We start from the raw sequence: 24,241 nt of genomic DNA, 5'->3' as shown, positions 1-24,241 counted from the left end.
CTCAACGCTTAAGCTGACGCAGCCACACCCTTGCTGCTTCAGCATCCAATACGATTTGTTGTTTAAGTGCTTCAAACGACTCAAACTTTTGCTCATCTCTAAGTTTATGCAAAAGTTTCACTTCTAGCTGTTTACCATATAAATCAGCATGAAAGTCGAATAAGTGTACTTCTAACTGTTGGCGAACACCATTAACCGTCGGTCGTTGACCAATGTTAGCGACACCACCAATCGGCTTATCTCCTAAGCCAAGCGCTTGAACAACATAGACTCCGGAAACCGGAGAAACACAGCGCTTCAAAGGAATATTTGCCGTAGGGAACCCGATGGTTCTACCTAGTTTTCTTCCATGTGAAACACGACCGCTGATGCTGTAATCTCTTCCCAGCATCTCATGTGCGGACTGCAAATCATCACGAGCCAATGCATCTCGAATTGCTGTACTGCTGACTCGTAACTGCTGTAAACAAAAGCTTTGAGTACTTACGACTTTAAAGCCGTACTTTTCCCCCGCTTCTTGTAGCATTGCAAAGTTACCTGTTCGACCTTTGCCAAAACAGAAATCATCACCAATGACAAGAAACTTAACACCCAATCGAGTAACCAACAAGTCACGGATAAACTCCTCCGCCGTTAGGTCGGAAAAATGACGATTGAAGTTAACGCAAAGTAAGCGATCAATATCCAGCTTACTCAGCTGGACAAATTTGTCTCGCAGTCGCGTTAACCTTGCTGGTGCCTTATCTCGAGCGAACAGCTCCATAGGCTGAGGTTCAAAGGTCATCACAACCGAAGGTAACAAAAGTTTCTTCGCTTGTTCAGACACTTGTTGCAATACTTGTTGATGGCCTCTATGTACGCCATCGAAATTGCCAATAGTCAGCACGCAGCCTTGATGGCGCGACTTGATATTGTGAATACCTCTAATCAGTTCCATTGGATACTGCTTTATGCCTCTGTTTTTACTTTGCACTGTGTGAAACTGACGGATTATATACCAATCAACCTTATTCTGTCCCAGCTTTTAGGTCTTTTAAACGAACACCGAGTAAAAACACCACAGCAAGGTAAACCACGGCACCTAAACCAATCAACATCGCTAGCACACCACTACGGTGAGCAAAGCTCCAATCCAACCACACCGACATGTCTTCGAGCTGCCATAGAATTGCCGCAACCATTGCGCCACCCGCCACCATCAAGCGAACAATAAAAAAGACCGTTCGCTTGGTGACTTGGTACACCCCAGCAATATGTAAACCACGATACAACAATGCCATGTTTACAAACGCAGAGAGTGCAGTGGCAATCGCAAGGCCAACATAACCGTAGAAATAAGCAAAAATTGCATTGAAGACCATATTGGTCACCATCGCAATAATGCCGTATTTTACAGGCGTTTTGGTGTCTTGACGCGAGTAGTAGCCCGGAGCGAGCACTTTAATTAACATAAAGTTAAGCAAGCCCGAGGCGTATGCTAATAAAGAGAGAGAAGCCTGATGTACATCTTGCGGGGAAAACTCTCCTCGCATAAACAACACCATCAACATAGGCTTTGCTAATGCCATCAACCCAAGCATGGCAGGAATACCCAGTAAGGTCACCATGCGCACGCCCCAATCCATGGTATGAGCAAAACCTTCACTGTGAGCATCTACGTGTTTACGTGACAATGCAGGGAGAATCACCGTCGCAATCGCGATACCAAACAAACCTAACGGGAATTCAAGTAAGCGATCTGAATAGTACAACCAACTGATCGAACCGGTTTGCAGAAAACTGGCAATAAAAGTATCAAACAATAAGTTGATTTGGCTTACCGACACACCAAATAAGGCAGGAATCATCAAGGTACGGATCTTCACCACACCCGGATCGCGCCAACCCCATTTAGGCTTAACCATTACTCCCGCTTTAATAAGGAAGGGAATCTGGAATAGAAACTGAACAAGGCCACCTAGTAATACGCCAATCGCAAGACCGATTTCTGGTTGCGACATCTGAGGCGAGATAAACCACGCCGCCAAAATGATCATCACATTGAGGAAGACAGGCGTAAAAGAAGAGACGGCAAACTTACCTAAGGTATTAAGGATCGCACCAGAAAGCGCAACAAAAGTAATGAACCATAAATAAGGAAAGGTTATCTTGAGCATGACACTGGCAAGTTCGAACTTCTCAGCGGCCGGGCCGCCATGCATCCAGTCTAGGAACCAACCAAAACCAAACAGCGCCGTCACTACACCAGAGCCTAAAACCCCTAGAATGGTAACAATAGAGACAATCACGCCCAGCGTACCAGCCGCACGAGCAATCAACTCACGAGTTTTATCCATATCCCCTTGAGCGTGACTTTCGGTTAGTACTGGCACAAAGGCCTGAGAAAATGCGCCTTCTGCGAACAAACGGCGTAAGAAATTAGGAATTTTATTGGCAAAGAAGAAGACGTCGGCACTCGCTCCTGCCCCCATCAAGTTTGCTACTACCACATCACGAACTAAACCTAGGACGCGCGAAATTAATGTCATGGCACTGACGATCATGCCAGACTTGAGCAGTCGTTTACTCACTGTAACCTCGGAATATCACCAAAAGATAGCCAACCCTATTCCTCTAAGCCTTTGAAAGCTACAAATGGGCGTTAAAAATATATCCGTTTATTGTCAGATCTAGGCGGATAATTATTAGCAATGGTCTAAAAATGCTGTTAGAATCCCCGCCATCTTAACCGCGATAACCTTTCTTACCAAAATTTGTTTTGGCTTCGATTGGTTTTTGCACAAATCATTTGACATTTAGGCGCAAATGAGGGATAGTCCTCGCCCTTAAATTGTCACAGAAATAAGTTTTTGGGAGTTAGACCCTTGGCAAATAGTAAATCTGCTAAGAAGCGCGCTATCCAAGCTGAGAAACGTCGTCAGCACAATGCTAGCCGTCGCTCAATGATGCGTACTTACATGAAGAAAACTGTTGCTGCTATCGAAGCAGGCGACAAAGAAGCTGCAACTGCTGCATTCGCTGCAGTTACACCTATCCTAGACCGTATGGCGACTAAAGGCCTTGTTCATAAGAACAAAGCAGCACGTCATAAGTCTCGTTTCGCTGCGCAAATCAAAGCTCTTTAATAGAAACTTGATTTTACAGTGAAGAAAAAACCGGCTACTGCCGGTTTTTTTATATCTAAATTCCGTGTAACTCATCGAATTTTAGACAATAAAAAAGCTGGCGATGCCAGCTTTTCTTATATGTGACCTGTCATCACATGGCCTCTGCACAGTAAAGGCCATGAAGCGTTTGGATTAATTCCTTCACTTCATCACTCTTTAACGTGTAGTATACCGTTTGTGCTTCTTTTCTCGTAGCCACCAGTTCGTCGCGACGAAGCCAAGCTAAATGTTGAGACAGTGCCGATTGGCTCAACTCTAGTTTTGCGCAAAGTTCCCCGACCGATAGTTCTTGATTATGCAGCATGCAAAGGATTTGTAGGCGTCTCTCGTTTGCCATTGCTTTAAGCAACACGACAGCTTTGGCGGAGTTTTTCTCCATTTCTTGTAGATTCATGTGCTGGACCTCTAGCTACAACTTACTTTCCCCAACCCTGGCCAGTTTGTTGTGTTACAAAGATTTTATAATTTAGAGTTATAGTTTTGTCGATAGTAATCTATTTATTTGCGCAACGAAACGTGTTCATTCAAACATTTGGCTAAAATCTGCATCACAAACGTTCTTAACTGCTGGATGTTGTATCATTCGTTCAGCAAAAATAACGTAATACTCTTCTTTAAGGTCGTCTACGTGGCCGATCAGTTGTAAATTGCGGTCATCTTCAATCTCCGACATATAAACGGTCGGAGCTAAAAAAATCACATCATCACGATAACGAGCAAATGCCTTCATTAAGGCAACATCATCAAACTCGCCCAGCACATCTGGCTGTAATCCTTGTCTATCAAACCACTGCAATACTTTACGTCCCATTGCCGTTCTACTGGCCGGGATAAGTAATTTTTTATTCTCTAAAACTTCAGGAAATTTCACATCTGGTATTTCAGACGAAGCAAAAAAGCTCATGCTACTCTCACCTAACTTCTTGCTGTAAAGGCCCGGACTTTGTGTTGAGTCCACCGGACAATCAGAAAGGATCATATCAAGTTTATGCTGGGATAAACGCTCCAAAAGCAGTTCGTGAGTCGATTCGTAGCAGCGTAAGTGAATGCTGTTATCTTCAGGAACCGTCGTCATTAATACTTTGCTGACGAGTCGCTTAGATAGTGCATCGGCAACGCCAACTTCGAAAAGAATATTAGAGTGCTGGCTGTAGTTAACGATATCGAGCATTTCGTAGCTCAAACCAAACATACGGTCGGCGTACTTAAATACCAACTGTCCTAGTTCTGTTGGTTCTACCGTGCGCCCATTACGCTTGGTCAACTTCCCCTTCATGCGGTCTTCAAGCGCTTTGATCTGCCCAGTTACAGTTTGTGGTGTTAGAAATAAAGCATCAGCAGCTTTAGTTACAGAACCTTGTTTGCACACCATCCAGAAGTAATAAAGGTGGTTGTAATTTAGATGTGACATCATCAATCCCTATAAAGAAGATGACACTTTTTATATCAAATGTGACAAGGACAGACAAGAAGTTCGGCAAAACCTACAATAAATAAGAAAAAGATAAGTTTTACCGAAAATAACGAATTCACACTGTCATAAAACTTGAAGTAAAACGCACTTTTTTAATCTCATCAAGATAAGTGGCAGCGAACCAATAACACAGAAAATTACATAAATTTCAATCAATTATAATGCTGTGAATTTTTCTTCACAGGCAACTATTAAAAAGAATAATAAAAATTCTCCATAGAAACCGAACTGTAATATTACTGAAATATTTAATCTCTAACATCGCCCTCAGTTTCAACAACAGACCAAATAAACGAACTGAAAGGTCCACGGAGAAAATTATGATGAACCAAGCTACTTCAACAGCAGCACCAATCTCGAGCACGACTCGCTGGTTACGCTGGGCTAACTTGGCATTCATGTTATATCTGCTTCTTCTAGCAGTATCTATGGTTGGTAGCGGCTTCAAATGGGCGACTGGCGATCAAGCTAAAGTACTCTTTGAATTTGCGTCTCACCCAGTCGCAGGTCTAATGATCGGTTTGGTGGCTACGGCCCTAATCCAATCTTCAAGTACCGTAACTTCTATTATTGTAGGTTTGGTTGCAGGTGGTTTACCTGTAGAAACCGCTATTCCTATGGTAATGGGTGCTAACATCGGTACTACCGTAACGAATACTCTTGTTTCACTTGGCCACGTACGTTGTAAAGAAGAATTTAAACGTGCATTCGCAAGTGCAACAATCCACGATTTCTTTAACTTACTTGCAGTACTGATCTTCCTACCATTGGAAATGATGTTCGGCATTCTAGAAAAGACTTCACACTGGTTAGTATCGCCTCTACTAAAAACTGGCGATATGAGCATGGGTGGTTTTGACTTCATCAAACCAATCACTAAACCTGTAGTAAGCGCGATTAAAGAGCCTCTATCTACATTTGGTGACACCATGGGTGGTGTAGCACTAATCGCTCTAGGTATCGGTACTATCTTCGTCGCTATCACTGTTATGGGTAAGCTAATGAAGAGCCTGATGGTTGGTCGTGCTCGTGACATCCTTAAGAACGCAATCGGTCGTGGTCCTATCCACGGTATCGTATCGGGCTCTGTAGTAACGGTTCTTGTTCAATCTTCTTCTACGACAACAAGTCTAATGGTTCCACTAGTAGGCTCAGGTGTTCTAAAAGTACGTGATATCTACCCGTTCACTCTAGGTGCTAATATCGGTACATGTATCACGGCTCTACTAGCAGCAACAGCAGTATCTGGTGAGTTCGCGGTATTCGCACTACAGATTGCATTAGTACACCTAACGTTCAACATTCTGGCGACACTGTTCATCTTCGGTATCCCGTTCCTACGTGAGATTCCAGTAAAATGTGCAGAAGTGATTTCAGAAATGGCTATTAAGAACAAAGCGGTTGTAGCAGGTTACCTACTAGCAGTATTCATAGTGCTACCAGGCTCTATCCTTGCTCTGACAGCATAATAATAAGATTACCATCGCTTATGTTAGGCTCCACTTCGGTGGGGCCTTTTTTCGTTTTAGAGAAGTAAAAACGGGCTCGCCCTAGGAACGCTAAGCTTCGAGAGGGATAAGGCTCGATGATATCCACCTAAGACATCAAGTCCTGCCAAAATTCTTTTCTAGTCCCCCACTCTCGATACCTACAGCGGAGCGATCTCATTTCTTGATCACGCAGTAAACTATGGTAAAAGAGATTCCCGACGACCGTTTGATTTCAGAGTGAGTGAGCATCATCTTCAAGAGCGAGGCTCGAGTGAGTTGGAGGATCTTTTATTCCCTCTCACATTTCGAAGCGCAGCGTTCTGTAGGGCGAAGCCTGTCCCCACCCTTCGGATATAAAAAAGCCGCCCATAAAGGCGGCTTAGAAACTCAATATACTCGTTAAACTGAGAACGGGTACTGAATTGGATCGTGGTGCTCGTAACCTTCTACCCAGAAGTCATCTAGAGTTACCCATGTTTCCAAATCTTCTAGAGATTTGATTTCTGGATTGATGTGGAAGGTTGCAGCTTTCAGAGGTTCACGCTTCAACTGGATGTCACGCATTGGCGCAAGCTGATCTTCGTAGATGTGTGCATTAACAATCTTATGATAAGCCTGACCAGGTTTCTTACTTGTAATTTGCGCCACGATTGCCAAGAACACATATACTTGAACCATATTGAAGTTCAGACCCAGCGGAACATCACAAGAGCGCTGCGTGCTGTTTAGGTACAGCGTGTCACCTAACAGTGAGAAGTGGTGGCTGTACATACATGGGCGCAAACACCCCATATGGAACTCACCAGGGTTGTAAAAGTTTAGGATTTCACCACGGTCATCAACACCGCGCGTTAAATCATCCACAATCTTACGCAGCTGGTCGATATGACCGCCATCTGGTTTCGCCCATGAACGACCTTGAACGCCGTATACACGTCCCATGTCATCTTCACCCTTGCGGAATGGGTTGTTCAGCCATGCTTCATTTAGGTTTGCGTTCGCATCCCATGTTTTCGTACCTAACTTGCGGAAGTCTTCAGCGTTGTCGTAGCCACGGATATAACCAAGTAGCTCAGCAACTGCCGCTTTCCAAAAGCTCTTACGTGTCGTTACTAATGGGAATTGGTTGTTGGCAACATCGTAGGTCAAGTCTGCGTTGATCACCGTTAGGCAGCGTTTGCCTGTGCGTTCGTTTTCAACCCAAGTGCCTTGGTCAACGATACGCTGACACAAATCTAAATACTGTTTCACACCAATTCCTTACTTCGTTTCTGCTTGGACTTTGTCTTGGTAAAGACCACGTTTGTACGCCCAAACCATCATAAGCACACCTAGAATGATCATTGGTGAAGATAGGATTTGCCCCATCGAAATATAGCCACCAAATAAACCAAGCTGTGCATCCGGTTCACGGACAAACTCAACTAGGAAACGGAATGTACCATATCCAGCTAAAAATAGCCCTGATACCGCACCCAAAGGACGAGGCTTTTTAATAAACCAGTTCAAGATTAAGAACAGTACGATACCCTCTAGGAACATCTCATAAAGCTGAGATGGATGACGTGGGAGTGGTCCACCATTCGGGAAGATAATCGCCCATGGTACGTCTGTCACGCGGCCCCAAAGCTCACTGTTCATAAAGTTACCCATACGGCCCATACCAAGGCCAAATGGCACAAGCGGTGCCACAAAGTCTGCCACGCCAAAGAAAGTTCGACCATTCTTGTGCGCGTACCAGAACATGGCAGTAATCACGCCCATTAAACCACCGTGGAACGACATGCCGCCGGTCCAAACTTTAAATAGGTACAAAGGGTCCGCTAAGAATAAATCGAAGTTGTAGAAAATCACGTAGCCAACACGACCACCAATCACTACCCCAAGGAAACCCGCAAACAGCAAGTCAGAAACTTGCTCACGTGTCCAACCACTACCCGGCTTATCTGCGCGGCGGTTTGCCAGCCAAAGTGCGAACATGAAGCCGACAAGGTACATCAAACCGTACCAACGAACAGAAACAGGACCAATAGAGACTAAAACCGGATCAATATTGGGAAATTCAAAGTATCCCTGAGACATAACTCATTCTCTTCTTATTACTAATAAAACAGGTGGACTTTACAGCAGCATGGTCGCTGCAACAAACATCAAGAATACGGCAAATATTTTCTTCAATACCGCAGTTGGAAGGGTAGAAGCCAGTTTTGCGCCAACTTTAGTCGTGAGCATCGACGTCATGGCGATTGCTAACAAAGCTGGAAGGTACACATAACCTACACTGTAGTCAGGTAATCCTTCTACTTTGTAGCCATGTAAGATGAATCCAATCATGCCTGAGATGGCGATCACGCAGCCGCACACCGAAGAGGAGCCAACCGCTTTACGCATTTCAATACCATGTTTGTTCAAGAAAGGGACCGACAGTGAACCACCGCCAATACCTGCAAGACTTGATACCACACCAATTCCCGTTCCGTACATCATAGTGACCGGACTACTCGGCATGGGCTTCTCGCTTTTCGTTTTAATTGAACGAAACATCTGCACCGCTAGACACAACACAATCACACCAAAGACTTTCGGTAAATAGTGTGTAGGGATCCATTCGGCGATATTGGCACCAACAAAACCACCGATAACCACACCAGGCATCAGCCATTTCACGACGAACATATCGACGTTACCCAGTTTAAGGTGATTCATCGCCGACGAACCGGAGGTCACGATGATACTCGCCAAGGAAGTAGCAAGTGCCATACGCATACTCATTTCAGGAGAAATGCCAGCTAAAGGAAGAAGATACAGTAATGCCGGTACAACTATTAGCCCGCCTCCGATGCCTAAGAGTCCTGCCATCACGCCAACGAAAGCGCCTAGCGCGAGCAATAATATAAATAAAGAGATGGTCACAATTACCTACTTCTTACCTGCACGAATAAAGCCGGCAAAACCTTGTTGAATAAAGAAATCATGCATCATTTGATGGATTTCTTGCCCATAAGAGCATGACATGGCTTTTTCGACGAGTTTTTCTAATTCTTTTTGCTGGCTATGGCGAATCAAATACTTCACCTTAGCCACGTTAGAGGTGTTCATACTCAAACTGTCGTAACCTAAGCCCAACAGTAAAAGGGCACCAAATGGGTCGCCTGCGAGCTCACCACAGATACAGACCGGAACCTGATATTGATGGCAAACATCATGAATTTGCTTCAACGCCAGCAGTACTGCCGGATGCATGGATTCATAGACATCCGCAACACGAGAATTGTTCCGATCGACCGCCAACAAATATTGAGTTAAATCGTTAGTACCAACAGAAACGAAGTCAACACGATGGGCTATCGCAGGCAATAAGTACACCATTGATGGCACTTCAATCATTACCCCAACCTTCGGCGCTTGAATGCGGTCATCCAATAACACGACTTCGCTGTAAGCTTGGTTAATCAGCGTAATAGCATCATCCAGCTCTTTAATACCAGAAACCATCGGTAGTAAGATGCTTAGATTACCACTTTCCGCACTCGCCCTAAGCATCGCACGCAACTGGATCAAAAAGATATCAGGGTGATCCAACGTAAAACGAATACCTCGCCAACCCAAAAACGGATTATCTTCTTCAATCGGAAGATACGGTAACGGTTTATCACCACCGATATCCAGCGTACGCATTACGACTCGTTGATTTGGATAGCTATTGAGGATTGCTTGATACTGATGATACTGCTCATCTTCCGATGGAAAGTGATGCTTAAGTAAAAAAGCGATTTCAGTACGGTACAAACCCACGCCATCCACACCAGAGTTGATGGCGATATTGCTATCCGCACTCAAGCCCGCGTTGAGCATGACTTCAATCGGATGGTCATCTTGTGTGATCGCAGGCAGTGCAAGATCTTTGTTCACCATCGCGAACAATTCAGATTCTTCACTCACTAAGCTGCGATATTCACGCAGCAATTGACGGTTCGGTTCTAAATAGATCTCGCCAGTGTAGCCATCGACAATGCCCTTCTTGCCGTTTACCGCGCGAGTATTAATGTTTGCGCCCATAATGGCAGGTACACCCAGCGCACGAGATAGAATCGCAGCATGGGAGTTCGCCGCACCTTCCAGCGAAACAACGGCAAGTAAGTGCTGTTTTGGTATTGAAGCAAGTAGCGTCGCCGTGAGTTCATTGGCAACTAAAATCACTGGGCGATCAATCGAGGCATGCTCTTGCTCACTATTATGTAAAAAGTAAAGCAAGCGTTGCCCAAGCTCGCGAATGTCTTGAGCACGTTCACGTAGATAAACGTCTGACATACGCGCGAAGCGGTTTGAGTAGGTTTCGACGACTTGTCGCAATGCCCAATCCGCTCGGTCGCCTTTTTCGATCTGCTTCTTAAGATCACCACGCAACATTGGATCGTTGAGTAAGTGGGTAAAGAGGTCAAAAATAGCTAACGCGTCTTTATTGATTTCGCTGTCAAACTTCTTACGCATACGGCGAAAATCATTCAACGCTCTTTCCACAGCAACCGCCAAAAGTTCATGTTCCCTTTCTTTATCTAAGGCAGAGGCAGGGAAAACATCACTTAAATTAGGTTGAGTATTATCAAACCAGAACTCACCGATAGCGACACCAGTCGAAGCTGGAAGCCCCTTGATAACAGTCGGCTTGGAAGCGAGTTGCCAGTGACCTAAGTTTTGCGCATGCGCAATCAACACAGCAAGCTGCGCAGATAAGGTCACAAGGAAAGACTCTTCCATTTCACTAAACAAGCGTGGGGTTTTCTGCTGGATAACCAGAACACCGAGCACTTGTTTACGATGAATGATCGGCGTACCTAGAAAGGAGTGGTAAACCTGCTCACCGAGTTGAGGGAAGAATTTAAAATCAGGATGGGTTGAAGCCTCAGCTAAGTTTAGGGGTTCCGCACTGCGTTTGACTAAACCGACCAAGCCTTCGTTGAAGTTGATATGAATACTATCGCCTTCAAAAATAAGGCCTTGAGTTGCCATTAACTCAAGGCGCTGCATTTCATCATTAGCTAGATAAATAGTACAACACTCAGTGCATAGGGCTGCGCAAGTCTCTTTAACCAATATATCCAGTGCCAGATGCACATCATCGACTCTGGAGACTTTCTCAACTATTTCCCTTAGCTGACTGAGCATGTTGATCCTCTATCTACGTTGCTTTTTTCTTTTCCCTTTCGTCTTACGCTCTCGAAAAGGCATGGCTAAAGATGCAAACTCTTTCATCGCACGACGATAAACGTCTCGCTTGAAAGAAACAACTTGCCTAACTGGATACCAGTAGCTTACCCAGCGCCAACCATCAAATTCAGGGGATTTCCCACGCTGCATATTGATGCGGGATTCATCGCATTCTAATCGCAGCAGAAACCATTTCTGTTTTTGGCCGATACAAACAGGCTTGGAGTCCCAACGCACCAATCGCTTTGGTAGCTTATATCTTAACCAATGACGACTTGTTGCGATGATCTTAACGTCTTTTTTCGTCAGACCGACTTCTTCATATAACTCCCTGAACATGGCTTGTTCAGGTGTTTCACCTTCGTCAATCCCACCTTGTGGAAATTGCCATGAGTGTTGCCCGTATCGTTTAGCCCAGAAGACCTGACCATGGTTATTACAGATCACAATACCAACATTAAGTCGGTAACCATCGCCATCTATCACCGGCTAACCTCTATGAATAATTTTTTATTACCGTGATTTTTCCACATATCCCCATTACTAGCAAACTTACTGATGTGATATGAGCAAGATTTATTACCTTTTGGCCTTTTTTGGATATCTTTTAGACAGACATTATTTTATCAACACAAGATTGAGATATAGCCCACATTTATTCACCTTTTCTGTGAATAACTTTGTGAAGAAATCATTATCAATAAAGATTTTTGTTCAAAACCATTACAAGCAATATTTTCCAACCACAAACAAAATAAACATAAGATATTGATTATAAAAACATAAAACCCAAAAATGACGATTTAACGATCTTTATTTTCCTGATGATCTTTTCACCAAATACAGATCGGTCAAAGATCGCTCAATCGGTTATTTATCCACATTGAACAGGTAGGACTTCATGACATCTCAATAAAATCAAGTCTCAATCCACCTTTAAACCCCTGTTTATTCATCCAGCCCACATAGAGATCCTATTGGTGGCTTTCTAATCTGTGGATAAGTTATGAATTGATCATTCTTAATCCAGCTCGGTGAAATCTTGGACAGTCGATTTTAATGAAATTTGGTAGACTAACGTTTTCCCTCATCACATTGCCGTTATGAAACCAGAACCACAATCCGAAGCTGAACTGATGGAGCGCGCACATGATATTGCGGGCTTAAGCTTTACAGAGCTTGCCGAAGAGGCTGGAATGACTGTTCCTGAAAACTTAAAACGCGATAAAGGCTGGGTTGGGCAATTACTGGAATGGCATTTAGGTGCGCCAGCAGGAAGCAAACCGCAACAAGACTTTGCCAAGCTTGGGATCGAACTAAAAAGCATTCCGATCAGTTATTCAGGTCGACCATTAGAGACAACGTTTGTCTCTGTCGCTCCATTGACTGGGGTTCAGGGACTCACGTGGGAAACCAGTCACGTTCGCAACAAACTGTCACGAGTACTGTGGGTACCTGTAGAGGGCGAGCGCGAGATTCCTTTGGCAGAGCGAAGAGTTGGTAGCCCATTGATATGGTCACCCGATCAAGAAGAAGAGTTAATTCTAAAAAATGATTGGGAAGAACTGATGGAATTGATCGTGTTGGGTAAGTTTGATCAAATTTCCGCCAGACATGGAGAAGCGCTTCACTTGCGACCTAAAGCAGCAAACGCAAAAGCACTAACTGAAGCTTACAGCTCAAATGGTAAACCGATAAAAACCCTGCCCCGTGGTTTCTACCTTAGGACACAATTCACCGAACAGATATTATTGAAGCACTACATCAACGCCCAATCAGAATGATCAGTGCGTCACGAGTGACAACTCAATATCACAGTACGAGGCTGTACCTTCACTGCCAAACTCATCGTAAGCATTGTGCAGCCTCAAATAAGCTTTATCTATCCCCAACCTCAGCAGTTCTTCTTTCACCAGATCCAATGAGCCGAAATGAATCGGATCTTCACCGTCTTTGATCGGTTCAAGTTGGTGTTTGTACTCCACTGCTAATAGGTAATCAGAGACATCAGAACAACCAATCACAAAGACCTTAGGCGTTTTATAGGAGTCTTTGTGATAGCCATGCAACCACATGTCGAGTTGATGCTTCTGCATATTGCACCTCCTTTACAAGATCCTTTAAGTCTAGTTACCGTATTGATAACTTTCGAGTTAACTACATAACGAAACTTAAATCATTTGCGACAGCAACTAAAAATCCCCTATATTGGAATGACTTATTCAGTCGGTAACTCTTCAAGGATGTGAAATGCAATATACAAAACTACCGCACTCATCACTCGAGATCAGTAAGATCTGCCTTGGCACTATGACGTTTGGTGAGCAAAATACCGAACAAGAAGCTTTTCAACAGCTCGACTTTGCCCTCGATCATGGGGTGAACTTCATCGATACTGCCGAGATGTATCCCGTACCACCGAAAGCAGAGACACAAGGACTCACCGAGCAGTACATTGGCAATTGGTTAGCGAAAAGTGGTAAACGTGAGAAAGTGGTTTTAGCAACTAAAGTAGCTGGTCCGCGCAACGTCCCATACATTCGTGAAAACATGAGCCTTAACCGTCGCCATATTCATACTGCGATTGATGACAGCCTTAAACGCCTACAAACCGATTATGTTGATCTGTACCAGCTGCACTGGCCGCAACGTCAAACCAATTGCTTTGGTCAACTCAACTATCCTTACCCAGACAAACAAGAAGAAGTCACGCTGATTGAAACGTTGGAAGCGCTCACTGAACTAGTTAAGGCTGGGAAAGTGCGTTATATCGGCGTATCGAATGAAACGCCGTGGGGGGTGATGTCACTGCTGCGTTTGGCAGAAAAGCATGACTTACCAAGAATCGTTTCAATCCAAAATCCATATAACTTACTTAATCGCAGTTTCGAAGTTGGTTTGTCTGAAATCAGCCACTACGAAGGCGTTCAGCTACTGGCTTATTCACCACTAGCATTTGGTTGTTTGAGCGGTAAATACCTCAACGGAGCAAAACCAGAAGGTGCGCGTTGCACGGTTTGGGAACGCTTCGCTCGCTACTTCACACCACAAGGTGTTAAAGCGACAGAAGCATACGTCAACCTAGCGAGAGACCATGGATTAGATCCTGCGCAAATGGCGCTTGCCTTCGTCAATCAGCGCCCGTTTGTGGGTTCAAATATCATTGGCGCTACTAACCTAGAACAGCTCAAATCCAATATCGACAGTATCGATGTTCACCTAAGTGAAGCGTTGCTAAATGATATCCAAGCGATTGGTACGACTTACTCGAACCCATGCCCATAGTATTTCACTTCCCAATAGACTAAAAACAAAGAGGCTGACCACAATGGTCAGCCTCTTTGCATTGGCGAATTAAACCCAAGTTGAACCGAATAGATATGATTGAGAGCTCCACTTGGGTTATTGATTACGTTGGTATTCGCGCAGTTAAAACACGACGTAGATGACGAACTCGGCGTTCAACTTTGACAGCATCAGGCACACTGACATGGTTTGAACGACCTTCTTTATCTAAGCCAATGTCTTTTAACAAGTGCTCATTTGTCCAAGGGATTTGATGAGCATTACGGCGGACCATACGTTGCCATTGCTTTTCTTCACGTTTGAGATCGGCTTTTAAAAGCACAGTGGCCAGTTTCAAATAGATAGAGTGACGCATAATTTTTCTCCAAATAGCGATAAATAATCGACAGGGAAAAATAGTGGACTAATTAAACAGAAAGACTCTGTTGAGACTAAGCCGCTACTTTTCCGCAGCCTAGTAATAAGAGGTAGGTTACGGATTAATTTAATCTAATGAGCCAGTAGTATCTTGTTTGATCGCTTCAAAGGTTGAGCGAACATCAGACATACGATCAGCGCAAGCAGTGGTGTTAACAACGTAATGTTTCATCTTGCGCCTCCTAGCTAAAAATTAATCCGTGATTGATGTGGTATAACTCATTGAGTTACGGTTGAATTGTAAGCAACAGAGGATATTTATCAAACCATTTTTGTGTTTTTGCTTAAAAACAAACCATTAGCCTAAAATAAGGTTGCATATGGTTTTTTGGATAACATATTCAACTAAGGAATATATAAAAACTCGAGTTTTATAAATATTTAGAATTTGCGCACAAAAAAGGAGCGTCATTGCGCTCCTTTTATCTTGCTGTCAGTAGAGGGTTTATACCGTCTGCTCTGTAATCAAGTTGTGTTTGTTCAGTAATCGATACATGGTCGCACGTGACACACCAAGCTCTTTTGCGGCATTCGATACTTGACCAGAATGCGACTCTAATACCACCAGCAACGCATCTCGTTCACTCTTCTCACGAATCGATTTCAAGCTGCGCTTTGAGTCATTGCGTTGAGGTAGGTCTAGGTGATGCTCTTCAATCATGACGCTGTCAGACATCAGTACAGCGCGTTTCACTTGGTTCATCAACTCACGGACATTACCTGGCCAGAAATAACGTGTCAGAGCCTTCAAAGCATCTTCAGAAAAGCTCTTCGCCTGTGAGTTGTACTCTTTAGAGAACTCCTGCAGGTAGAAACGCGCCAACAAAGCGATGTCACTTGCGCGCTCTTTCAAGCTTGGTACGTTGATACGCAGTACATTAATGTAGTGGTAAAGCTCTTCATTGAAGTCTCCGTCAATGAGTGCTTTCTCTACATCAGACGAGTTAGCGGCAAGAACCCGTACATTGACGTTCTTCGCGCCATCACGTGTTTCAATCGTCCCTTCTTGCAGGAAGCGTAGCAGGTTCATCTGTTGCTCTTTTGAGATGGTTAGAATGTCATTGAATAAAACGGTGCCGCCATCAGCTTGCTCTAGCAGGCTTGGTCCCATCTCTTCTTCCGCCTCAATCCCAAATACTTCGGCTTGGAAACGTTGCTCGTTCAGTGCACGACAGTTAATCGATAGGAACGGCTTATGTGAACGTGACGACACTTTGTGAATTGCACGAGCGACAGCCTCTTTACCCGTGCCGCTTTCACCGTAAATAAGAATACTCACGTCTGTTGGACCGATACGCTTAACTTGGTCACGCAGGCGCTTCATTGGAATTGACTCACCAATCAACCCCATATCTAAACTGTTACCAAAACTTGGCCAAACTTTCTTTTCAAGCTTAAGCATACCCAATTGGTGACCAATCGTGCTCAATAGCTGCGCATCTGGGATTGGTGCAGTAAAGAAGTCGATACAGAAGTTCACGATGAACTGGCAGATGGTGTCAGTACCAAGTTGAGATTCGCGGATGAACGCCAACCAACGCACGTGTTTATGAGAACTCACTAAGTTCGCTAAACCATTAAGACTGAACTCATCATGGCTGAGGTCAACTATACCGATGCATGGTCCAATATCTTCTAACAATGTGTTGGCTTTACGTAAGTCACCCACTTGGTGACACTTCCATCCCACTTGTTCTAGTACTGATAACCAAGGTTCATAAGTACCGCCAACTACGACTAGCGATCCCGGAATGGAATCCATCTTAAACTGCCCAGCCATTCTCTAACCCTTATTGATTGTTGATTGAAATTTCGCGCCACAAACCCAACTTTGCGAACGGGTAACATTATCGAGACTACGCCTGACGAAGTCTGTCTCAATATTAAGACTATGCAACAGATTGAGATTTCGCGAATACTTATTTACTACTCCTATCCGACCTCAAATGCAAATAGTTGAATTTGTTCAAATTAAAGATACAAAAAAACCACCCGAAGGTGGTTTTTTATGGCTCAGCGAGGAGATTACGCTTGTGGGCGCATCGCTGGGAATAGGATCACGTCACGGATTGTGTGCGTGTTAGTCAATAGCATAACTAGACGGTCGATACCGATACCTTGACCTGCTGTTGGTGGTAGGCCGTGCTCTAGAGCAGTAATGTAGTCTGCATCGTAGAACATTGCTTCATCATCACCAGATTCTTTCGCTTCAACCTGTGCTTTAAAGCGCGCATCTTGGTCTTCTGCATCGTTAAGCTCTGAGAAGCCGTTCGCAACTTCACGGCCACCGATGAAGAATTCAAAGCGGTCTGTGAAGAATGGGTTGTCATCGCTACGACGAGCCAGTGGAGAGATATCCGCTGGGTAACCAGTGATGAACGTTGGCTGCATTAGCTTAGGTTCTGCAGTTTCGCCGAAGATCTCTTCTAGAAGCTGACCACATGTCCAGAAAGATTCCACTTCAACGTGAACAGATTTCGCGATAGAAACCATTAGGTCACGGTTTTGAATGTCTTCTTCTGTTAGCGCTTGGATTTGCGCGTGGTCTGGGTTGTAGTGCTTGATTGCTTCGAACATGCTCATGCGAGTGTAAGTGCCACCGAACTCTACTGTATCTTCACCGTAAGGCATTGATGTTGAACCTAGAACTTCTAGTGCGATAGAGCTTAGTAGTTCTTCAGTTAGGTCCATCAGATCTTTGTAGTCAGCGTACGCCATGTAGAATTCCATCATTGTGAATTCAGGGTTGTGACGTGGAGAAAGACCTTCGTTACGGAAGTTACGGTTGATTTCAAATACGCGATCGAAACCACCAACGACTAGACGCTTCAGGTATAGCTCTGGCGCAATACGTAGGTACATTGGCATGTCTAGTGCGTTGTGGTGCGTGATGAATGGACGCGCACTCGCACCGCCAGGGATAACGTGCATCATTGGCGTTTCAACTTCCATGAACTGTTTAGAGATCATGAAGTTACGGATTGCAGACATTACTTTAGAACGTACTACGAACGCTTGACGAGAATCTTCGTTAACGATTAGATCAACGTAACGTTGACGGTAACGCATCTCTTGGTCAGTTAGACCGTGAAACTTCTCTGGAAGTGGACGTAGTGCTTTGGTTAGCAACTCGTACTCTTCCATGTTCACGTATAGGTCGCCTTTACCAGACTTGTGAAGTGCACCTTTCACACCGATGATGTCACCGATATCTAGGCCTTGGTATTGGTCTTTCAGTACTTTTTGTACCGCTTTGTCAGCGTAAGCTTGGATACGGCCAGAAGTTTCTTGAATTACCAAGAATGGACCACGTTTAGCCATGATACGGCCAGCAATTGCTACTACGTGGTTAAGCTCTTCTAGCTCTTCCTTCGTCTTTTCACCGAACTCTTTCTGAAGGTCGCCCGCTAGTGCGTCACGACGGAAGTCGTTTGGATGGCCGTTCGCTTTGCAGCTCTTTCGGATTGCATCCAGTTTAGCGCGGCGTTCAGCAATTAGCTTGTTCTCTTCTTGTGCAGAGGCTTCTTGTACAGTTTCGTTTTGAACAGCATCAGTCATTTTCGATGTATCCTGTTTTTTGTCGGTGAAAAGCTTTATAGACCTGATTTCAGGCTAGCTTCAATAAATTTGTCCAGATCGCCATCAAGAACCGCTTGTGTATTACGGTTTTCAACGCCCGTACGGAGGTCTTTAATGCGTGAGTCATCCAATACGTAAGAACGGATCTGGCTACCCCAGCCAATGTCAGACTTAGCGTCTTCATTAGCTTGTTTTTCCGCGTTTTGCTTTTGCAATTCAAGCTCAAATAGCTTCGCTCGAAGCTGTTTCATTGCCTGATCTTTGTTCTTATGTTGAGAACGGTCATTCTGACATTGCACAACGGTGTTCGTTGGAACGTGTGTAATACGTACCGCAGATTCAGTCGTGTTGACGTGCTGACCACCTGCACCTGACGCTCGGTAAACATCGATACGTAGGTCAGAAGGGTTAATGTCGATAGCAATGTTTTCATCAATCTCAGGGTAGATGAACGCAGAAGCAAATGACGTATGACGACGGCCGCCTGAATCGAATGGCGATTTACGTACTAGGCGGTGAACACCTGTTTCCGTACGTAGCCAACCGTAAGCGTACTCACCAGAAATCTTAACTGTCGCGCCTTTAAGGCCGGCGACTTCACCTTCAGATACTTCGATAACCTCTGCCTTGAAGCCTTTTGCTTCAGCCCAACGCAGGTACATGCGTAGCATCATGTTGGTCCAGTCTTGTGCCTCGGTACCACCTGAGCCTGCTTGCAAGTCAATGTAGCAATCAGAGCTGTCGTGGTCGCCAGAGAACATACGACGGAATTCAAGCTGTTCTAGCTTCTGTTCCAACTCAGCAAGTTCTGGTTCGATTTCGTCAAACGTTTCTTGATCTTCTTCTTCAACCGCAAGCTCTAGAAGACCATCAACGTCTTCTACACCTTGTTCTAGTTGAACGATAGTTTCAACAACCGCTTCTAGAGATGCACGTTCTTTACCTAGTGCTTGCGCACGCTCTGGCTCGTTCCATACATCTGGTTGTTCAAGTTCTGCGTTGACTTCTTCTAGACGCTCTTTCTTTGCGTCATAGTCAAAGATACCCCCTCAGGACATTCGTGCGCTCAGACACGTCCTGAAGACGGTTTTTAATTGGATTGATTTCAAACATGTTTGCTCAACATTTTAGAATAGAATTTAACCGAGAAATTCTACTCAAAAATGTGACGGAGATACAGGAAAATTTCGGCTGGGAAATCAGATTGCAATTAGAGAGAGCACGGTCATAAAATTTTTGCCCCACTTAAAGGCAACCGTACTCTATATAAAGTGTAAAACCTGACTTTACTTGGCTTCGATGTAGTCAATCATCAATTGCAATGATTGATTACCACGAAACTCATTCACATCCAACTTATACGCGAGACGTACCGTTTTGACCGAGGCATCTGGCCAACGACGCAAATCAACATTGAAGGCAATACCATCGATCATCACATTCGTTGGGTGACCTTTATGCAGTGGCTCTAACATTAGCTTAAGGTGTTTTTCTCCCACCAGCTTTTGATGTAATACTTTAAACTCGCCATCAAAGATAGGTTCTGGGAAAGCCTGACCAAATGGACCACCTGAGCGCAGTTGCTCCGCAATGTGCATAGAAAATTCTTCTGGCTTGAGCTCACCATCAGACATGATCACGCCTTTTAGCGCCGCTTCATCAAGTTCTTTTTTCACAACATCATCGAATAGACGACAAAAACGCTCAAAGTCTTGCTCTTTGATGGTTAAACCTGCCGCCATTGCGTGACCACCAAATTTGATGATCAAACCTGGGTTTTGCGTATCAATAAAGTCCAATGCATCACGCATGTGTAAGCCTGGAATCGAACGACAAGAACCTTTGATCGTCCCTTCTCCACCATCAGCAAAAGCAATAACAGGACGGTGGAACTTCTCTTTAATACGTGAAGCCAGAATACCAATCACACCTTGGTGCCAATCACGTTGGAAAAGTGCCAAGCCGTATGGCAGTTCACTGTTTTCACCAAACTGAAGACGCTCACAGAAAGCCATCGCTTCTTGTTTCATGCCCTCTTCAATCTCTTTACGAGTTTGGTTAAGCCCATCCAATTCACTTGCCATGCGGCGCGCAGCGTGGATGTTATTGCTCATCAGTAGTTCAACACCGAATGACATGTCATCAAGACGGCCGGCGGCGTTAATACGTGGCCCCAAAGCGAAACCAAAATCAGACGCAACCAAACGACGCGCATCGCGCTTCGCCACTTCGATCAACGCTTGAATACCAGGACGTGCTTTACCTGCACGGATGCGCTGCAAGCCTTGGTGTACAAGAATGCGGTTGTTCTCGTCGAGTGGAACAACGTCAGCGACGGTGCCAAGCGCAACAAGGTCAATCAGCTCCATAAGCTTTGGTTCTTGCATACCTTGTAGTGCAAACCAATTCTGTTTACGCATGTACACGCAAAGTGCCATCATCAGATAGAAAGCAACACCAACCCCTGCTAACGCTTTCGATGGAAAAGCACAGCTGTCGAGGTTCGGGTTAACCATTGCATCGACATTCGGTAGCACTTGCCCCGGTAAGTGGTGATCGGTGACCAGTACCGTTATGCCATTTTCTTTGGCGTAGCGAACACCTTCAATCGACGACACACCATTGTCGACCGTCATGATCATTTCAGCGCCGAGTTCTAAGGCTTGGTCCACGACTTCAGGGCTCAGGCCATAACCATCTTCAAAGCGGTTCGGCACTAAGTAGTCGACGTTGTTGCTACCAAGCATACGCAATGCAAGTACCGAAAGAGCCGAGCTAGTAGCGCCATCAGCGTCAAAGTCACCTACGACAATAATGCGTTTTTTCTCTTCGATCGCTTTGAATAAAAGCTCGACCGCTTTATCGATACCGCCAAGTTGTTGGTAAGAATGCAACCCACGAGCAGATGTCTCTAACTGCGCCACATCCGTGATACCACGGTTAATGTAGATACGTTTGAGAATCGCAGGAATAGAATCAGGAAGAAGAGAAAGGTCCGGTTCGGGACGTCGTTGAATTTCTATCATGTTTGAAAAGAGCCAGCGAATACCGCTGACTCTGCTCCTTAAAGGATTATTGTTGCTCTAAACGTTTTAGCAGTTCTGCTGGTGGTAAGTAACCACCAACTAGCTCACCGTTTGGTAGGAAAATAGCTGGCGTACCAGAAATACCAAGCTCACGACCTAGATCGTAATGCGCTTTAATCGTTTCTTTACACTGCTTAAGATCTTTCGCTGGGTTACCAAATGAACGATCAACTTTTGCGTTGTGCATTGCTGCTTTAGGATCTTCAGCACACCAAACGGTTGCCATTTGCTCAGCGACAGGACCTGTTGCACCTTGGCGAGGGTAAGCCATGTAACGCACGGTAATACCCAGATCGTTGTAACCTTGCATTTGACTGTGCAGACGCACGCAGTAACCACAAGTGATGTCAGTAAAGACCGTCACTACGTACTTTTCATTGTCCGCTTTGTACTCGATCACGCTATCTGAAAACTTGGCAATTTTCTCTGCGTTTAGAGGTGCTTGACGCTCAGCAATTACGTCTTTGTAACCACCGTTATCATCGATGGCGTAAAGCGTACCGGCAATAAAGTGATTACCATCGTTTGATGCGAACAGCACACCACCATTAGTTTGAATTTCTAATAATCCAGCAACGTCTGATGGTTTGATATCAAGAATAGATACGCCCAATTTAGAGAACTTCGCTTTTAGCGCTGCCTCATCAAAGTTCTGTTTTGCCGCTGGTGCGACTTGTTGTGCAGGAGTTTCCGTTTTTGCCTGACTTTCTTCAGCACCACAAGCGGTAACGAAAAACGGTAAAGTCAGCAGAGTTAGTCGGCGTAATACGCTCATTAAATTCACCTTAAAATAAAATCCTTTCATCCAATGAGACAATGGATGAAACAAACCATCATTATGCTCTTGGGTGGTGTTGACTGTGGATTTGTTTCAATCGCTCAGTCGCCACGTGAGTATAAATTTGCGTGGTCGATAAGTCACTATGCCCCAACAGCATCTGTACGACCCTGAGATCTGCGCCATAGTTCAATAAATGCGTTGCAAATGCATGACGTAAAACGTGTGGCGACAATTGGTCAGTATCAATACCTGCAATCACAGCATAGTACTTGATACGATGCCAGAAGGTTTGACGGGTCATTTGTCTGGCACGTTTACTTGGGAATACCACATCTGACGTAGTCTCTCCCAATAGAGCAGATCGACCTTGCTGGATAAAAGTTTCAATCCAATCGACGGCGTTCTCCCCCATAGGTACAAGACGTTCTTTACCACCTTTACCCGTCACACGCACTACTCCTTGGCGCAAACTGACGTTTTCCATTGTCAGACTGACCAACTCTGTCACACGCAACCCCGTCGCATAGAGCAGCTCTAGCATGGCTTTATCACGCAGTTCTACTGGGTCATTCGGGTCTGGCGCTTCAAGCAAAGCATCCACTTGTTCTTCACTGATGTCTTTTGGTAGGCGTTGAGGCAGCTTTGGACTCACCAGTAACGCACTTGGATCATCCGCGCGTACTTTTTCACGATGAATGTATTGAAATAAACGACGAATCGCCGACAACATACGCGCGCGGGACGTTTGCTTGTAATCCAAATCAACAAGGTAACTCTGGTACTCTTGCAAACCTGACAAGCTGATAAAATCGAGGCGGTAGCGATGTTGCTCCATCCACACGAGCAGCTTCATTAAGTCATTTCGGTAAGAAGCTAGTGTGTTCTCTGATAAACCACGCTCCATCCACATTGCATCTAAGAATTGTTCAACAAGACCAAAATCTTGTTGATTGACAGGCTGTTGTGCCGTCATGAACGCGTCCTTATCTGTTTATATTTACAGTATTGAGAGTAAGGCAACAGCCAAGCCAATACCATAAAAAAATCATCTCCCTCGGGATATTCGCTGCAATCTTCTTCAATTTATGGTTAGAATCTGCCACAACAGCAACACAAAAAACGACGAATATAATGAAAATCGGACTCTTTTACGGCTCAACAACCTGCTACACCGAAATGGCAGCAGAGAAAATTCGCAACATCATTGGCGCAGACCTTGTCGATATTCACAACGTGAAAGAGACACCGTTGTCACTGATGGCAGACTACGATTTATTGCTGATTGGTATCTCTACTTGGGACTTCGGTGAAATCCAAGAAGATTGGAGTGCTATTTGGGAAGATATTGCAACCACACCTCTAAAAGACAAAGTCGTTGCACTGTTTGGCTTGGGTGACCAAGAAGGCTACGGCGAATGGTACCTTGATGCGATGGGCCTACTTCATGACGAGCTCAAAGCAACGGGGACGCAGTTTATCGGTTACTGGCCAAATGAAGGTTATGAGTTCGAGGCATCAAAAGCTTTAACAGAAGATGGTAGTCAATTTGTTGGCTTGGCATTAGATGAAGATTCCCAGTACGAATTGAGTGACGAACGCATCGAGAAATGGTGTGAGCAAGTGTTGGTTGAGTTTCACGACACGCTATAAGTCCGCATAAACCCTGATAAAACGATAGACAAATAAAAAGCCCGGTGAATCACTTCACCGGGCTTTTTTAATCTTGCGAGTCA

22 protein-coding genes are annotated in these 24,241 nt (G+C 44.7%); 5 read left to right on the top strand and 17 right to left on the bottom strand.

Annotation, left to right across the window (positions count from 1 at the left end; all coding sequences use genetic code 11):
* Position 1: 1 nt before the first annotated feature.
* Entirely contained in the window at positions 2–937 is a 936-nt protein-coding gene (gene ribF / locus OQJ86_RS02305) for a bifunctional riboflavin kinase/FAD synthetase (protein ID WP_038866392.1), read from the bottom strand.
* Positions 938–1,007: 70 nt separating this feature from the next.
* Positions 1,008–2,570 carry a murein biosynthesis integral membrane protein MurJ gene (gene murJ / locus OQJ86_RS02300; protein WP_039973782.1) on the bottom strand — a complete coding sequence of 521 codons (1,563 nt, stop codon included), beginning with the start codon at positions 2,568–2,570 and terminating at the stop codon, positions 1,008–1,010.
* 294 nt (positions 2,571–2,864) lie between these two features.
* On the opposite strand from murJ, the gene rpsT reads away from it, so the two are divergent.
* The gene (rpsT, locus tag OQJ86_RS02295; protein WP_005440571.1) at positions 2,865–3,125 is read left to right on the top strand and encodes a 30S ribosomal protein S20; all 261 of its coding nucleotides are present in this window, start codon (positions 2,865–2,867) and stop codon (positions 3,123–3,125) included.
* Between the two features lie 133 nt (positions 3,126–3,258).
* On the opposite strand, the gene OQJ86_RS02290 is transcribed toward rpsT, so the two are convergent.
* Together OQJ86_RS02290 and nhaR are read right to left on the bottom strand one after the other, a co-directional pair.
* A complete protein-coding gene (locus tag OQJ86_RS02290; RefSeq protein ID WP_038866389.1) occupies positions 3,259–3,561 on the bottom strand; it encodes an ArsR/SmtB family transcription factor in 303 nt (100 codons plus the stop codon).
* Positions 3,562–3,687: 126 nt separating this feature from the next.
* Positions 3,688–4,578: a transcriptional activator NhaR gene (nhaR, locus tag OQJ86_RS02285; protein ID WP_038866387.1), complete on the bottom strand. Its 891-nt coding sequence runs from the start codon at positions 4,576–4,578 to the stop codon at positions 3,688–3,690.
* Positions 4,579–4,964: 386 nt separating this feature from the next.
* On the opposite strand from nhaR, the gene OQJ86_RS02280 reads away from it, so the two are divergent.
* Complete coding sequence (locus OQJ86_RS02280; protein WP_265985798.1) at positions 4,965–6,110, top strand: Na/Pi symporter; 1,146 nt, start codon at positions 4,965–4,967, stop codon at positions 6,108–6,110.
* Between the two features lie 420 nt (positions 6,111–6,530).
* Here OQJ86_RS02280 and OQJ86_RS02275 read toward each other — a convergent pair whose 3' ends face one another.
* From OQJ86_RS02275 to rppH, 5 genes are read right to left on the bottom strand one after another with little or no spacing between them, the layout of a single operon-like run.
* Positions 6,531–7,382, bottom strand: coding sequence for a thymidylate synthase (locus tag OQJ86_RS02275; protein WP_265985773.1), 852 nt, complete (start codon positions 7,380–7,382; stop codon positions 6,531–6,533).
* Between the two features lie 9 nt (positions 7,383–7,391).
* Positions 7,392–8,213 (bottom strand): prolipoprotein diacylglyceryl transferase, encoded by an 822-nt coding sequence (gene lgt / locus OQJ86_RS02270; RefSeq protein ID WP_038866385.1) that lies wholly within the window; start codon positions 8,211–8,213, stop codon positions 7,392–7,394.
* Between the two features lie 39 nt (positions 8,214–8,252).
* Positions 8,253–9,044: a sulfite exporter TauE/SafE family protein gene (locus OQJ86_RS02265; protein ID WP_265985770.1), complete on the bottom strand. Its 792-nt coding sequence runs from the start codon at positions 9,042–9,044 to the stop codon at positions 8,253–8,255.
* Positions 9,045–9,050: 6 nt separating this feature from the next.
* A complete protein-coding gene (gene ptsP, locus OQJ86_RS02260; protein ID WP_038866380.1) occupies positions 9,051–11,297 on the bottom strand; it encodes a phosphoenolpyruvate--protein phosphotransferase in 2,247 nt (748 codons plus the stop codon).
* Positions 11,298–11,306: 9 nt separating this feature from the next.
* Entirely contained in the window at positions 11,307–11,825 is a 519-nt protein-coding gene (gene rppH, locus OQJ86_RS02255) for an RNA pyrophosphohydrolase (RefSeq protein WP_005434895.1), read from the bottom strand.
* 617 nt (positions 11,826–12,442) lie between these two features.
* On the opposite strand from rppH, the gene mutH reads away from it, so the two are divergent.
* Positions 12,443–13,123: a DNA mismatch repair endonuclease MutH gene (gene mutH, locus OQJ86_RS02250; protein WP_039977395.1), complete on the top strand. Its 681-nt coding sequence runs from the start codon at positions 12,443–12,445 to the stop codon at positions 13,121–13,123.
* Here mutH and OQJ86_RS02245 read toward each other — a convergent pair whose 3' ends face one another.
* Complete coding sequence (locus OQJ86_RS02245) at positions 13,124–13,435, bottom strand: DUF6482 family protein (protein ID WP_038866376.1); 312 nt, start codon at positions 13,433–13,435, stop codon at positions 13,124–13,126.
* 154 nt (positions 13,436–13,589) lie between these two features.
* Between OQJ86_RS02245 and OQJ86_RS02240 the strand changes: the two genes are divergently transcribed.
* Complete coding sequence (locus OQJ86_RS02240; protein WP_038876239.1) at positions 13,590–14,624, top strand: NADP(H)-dependent aldo-keto reductase; 1,035 nt, start codon at positions 13,590–13,592, stop codon at positions 14,622–14,624.
* Positions 14,625–14,748: 124 nt separating this feature from the next.
* Here the strand turns inward: OQJ86_RS02240 and OQJ86_RS02235 are convergent, their stop codons facing one another.
* The 7 genes from OQJ86_RS02235 to xerD form a co-directional block, all read right to left on the bottom strand.
* Complete coding sequence (locus OQJ86_RS02235; RefSeq protein ID WP_038866374.1) at positions 14,749–15,000, bottom strand: hypothetical protein; 252 nt, start codon at positions 14,998–15,000, stop codon at positions 14,749–14,751.
* 507 nt (positions 15,001–15,507) lie between these two features.
* On the bottom strand, positions 15,508–16,842 hold the full coding sequence (gene vpsR / locus OQJ86_RS02230) for a cyclic-di-GMP-binding transcriptional regulator VpsR (RefSeq protein WP_038866373.1): 1,335 nt from the start codon (positions 16,840–16,842) through the stop codon (positions 15,508–15,510).
* Positions 16,843–17,087: 245 nt separating this feature from the next.
* Entirely contained in the window at positions 17,088–18,620 is a 1,533-nt protein-coding gene (gene lysS, locus OQJ86_RS02225; RefSeq protein ID WP_038866372.1) for a lysine--tRNA ligase, read from the bottom strand.
* Between the two features lie 35 nt (positions 18,621–18,655).
* Positions 18,656–19,754 (bottom strand): peptide chain release factor 2 gene (prfB, locus tag OQJ86_RS02220; protein WP_096030938.1). Its coding sequence is split into 2 segments (ribosomal slippage): positions 18,656–19,678 and positions 19,680–19,754, totalling 1,098 coding nucleotides; the frame shifts between segments, so codons are not numbered across the junction.
* A 173-nt stretch (positions 19,755–19,927) separates the two neighbouring features.
* Complete coding sequence (gene recJ, locus OQJ86_RS02215) at positions 19,928–21,667, bottom strand: single-stranded-DNA-specific exonuclease RecJ (protein ID WP_045422040.1); 1,740 nt, start codon at positions 21,665–21,667, stop codon at positions 19,928–19,930.
* Between the two features lie 46 nt (positions 21,668–21,713).
* The gene (dsbC, locus tag OQJ86_RS02210) at positions 21,714–22,502 is read right to left on the bottom strand and encodes a bifunctional protein-disulfide isomerase/oxidoreductase DsbC (protein ID WP_038876235.1); all 789 of its coding nucleotides are present in this window, start codon (positions 22,500–22,502) and stop codon (positions 21,714–21,716) included.
* A gap of 61 nt (positions 22,503–22,563) precedes the next feature.
* Complete coding sequence (xerD, locus tag OQJ86_RS02205) at positions 22,564–23,481, bottom strand: site-specific tyrosine recombinase XerD (protein ID WP_038876233.1); 918 nt, start codon at positions 23,479–23,481, stop codon at positions 22,564–22,566.
* A gap of 158 nt (positions 23,482–23,639) precedes the next feature.
* On the opposite strand from xerD, the gene fldB reads away from it, so the two are divergent.
* Positions 23,640–24,158, top strand: a complete 519-nt coding sequence (gene fldB, locus OQJ86_RS02200; protein ID WP_039977400.1) for a flavodoxin FldB — start codon at positions 23,640–23,642, stop codon at positions 24,156–24,158.
* The last annotated feature ends 83 nt before the right edge of the window (positions 24,159–24,241 follow it).

The sequence above is a fragment of the Vibrio sp. Sgm 5 genome, assembly GCF_026241575.1.
In the GTDB taxonomy this organism is placed as follows: domain Bacteria; phylum Pseudomonadota; class Gammaproteobacteria; order Enterobacterales; family Vibrionaceae; genus Vibrio; species Vibrio jasicida.
Note: the sequence above shows the minus strand (reverse complement) of the source record. Positions and strands in the feature narration are given on the sequence as shown.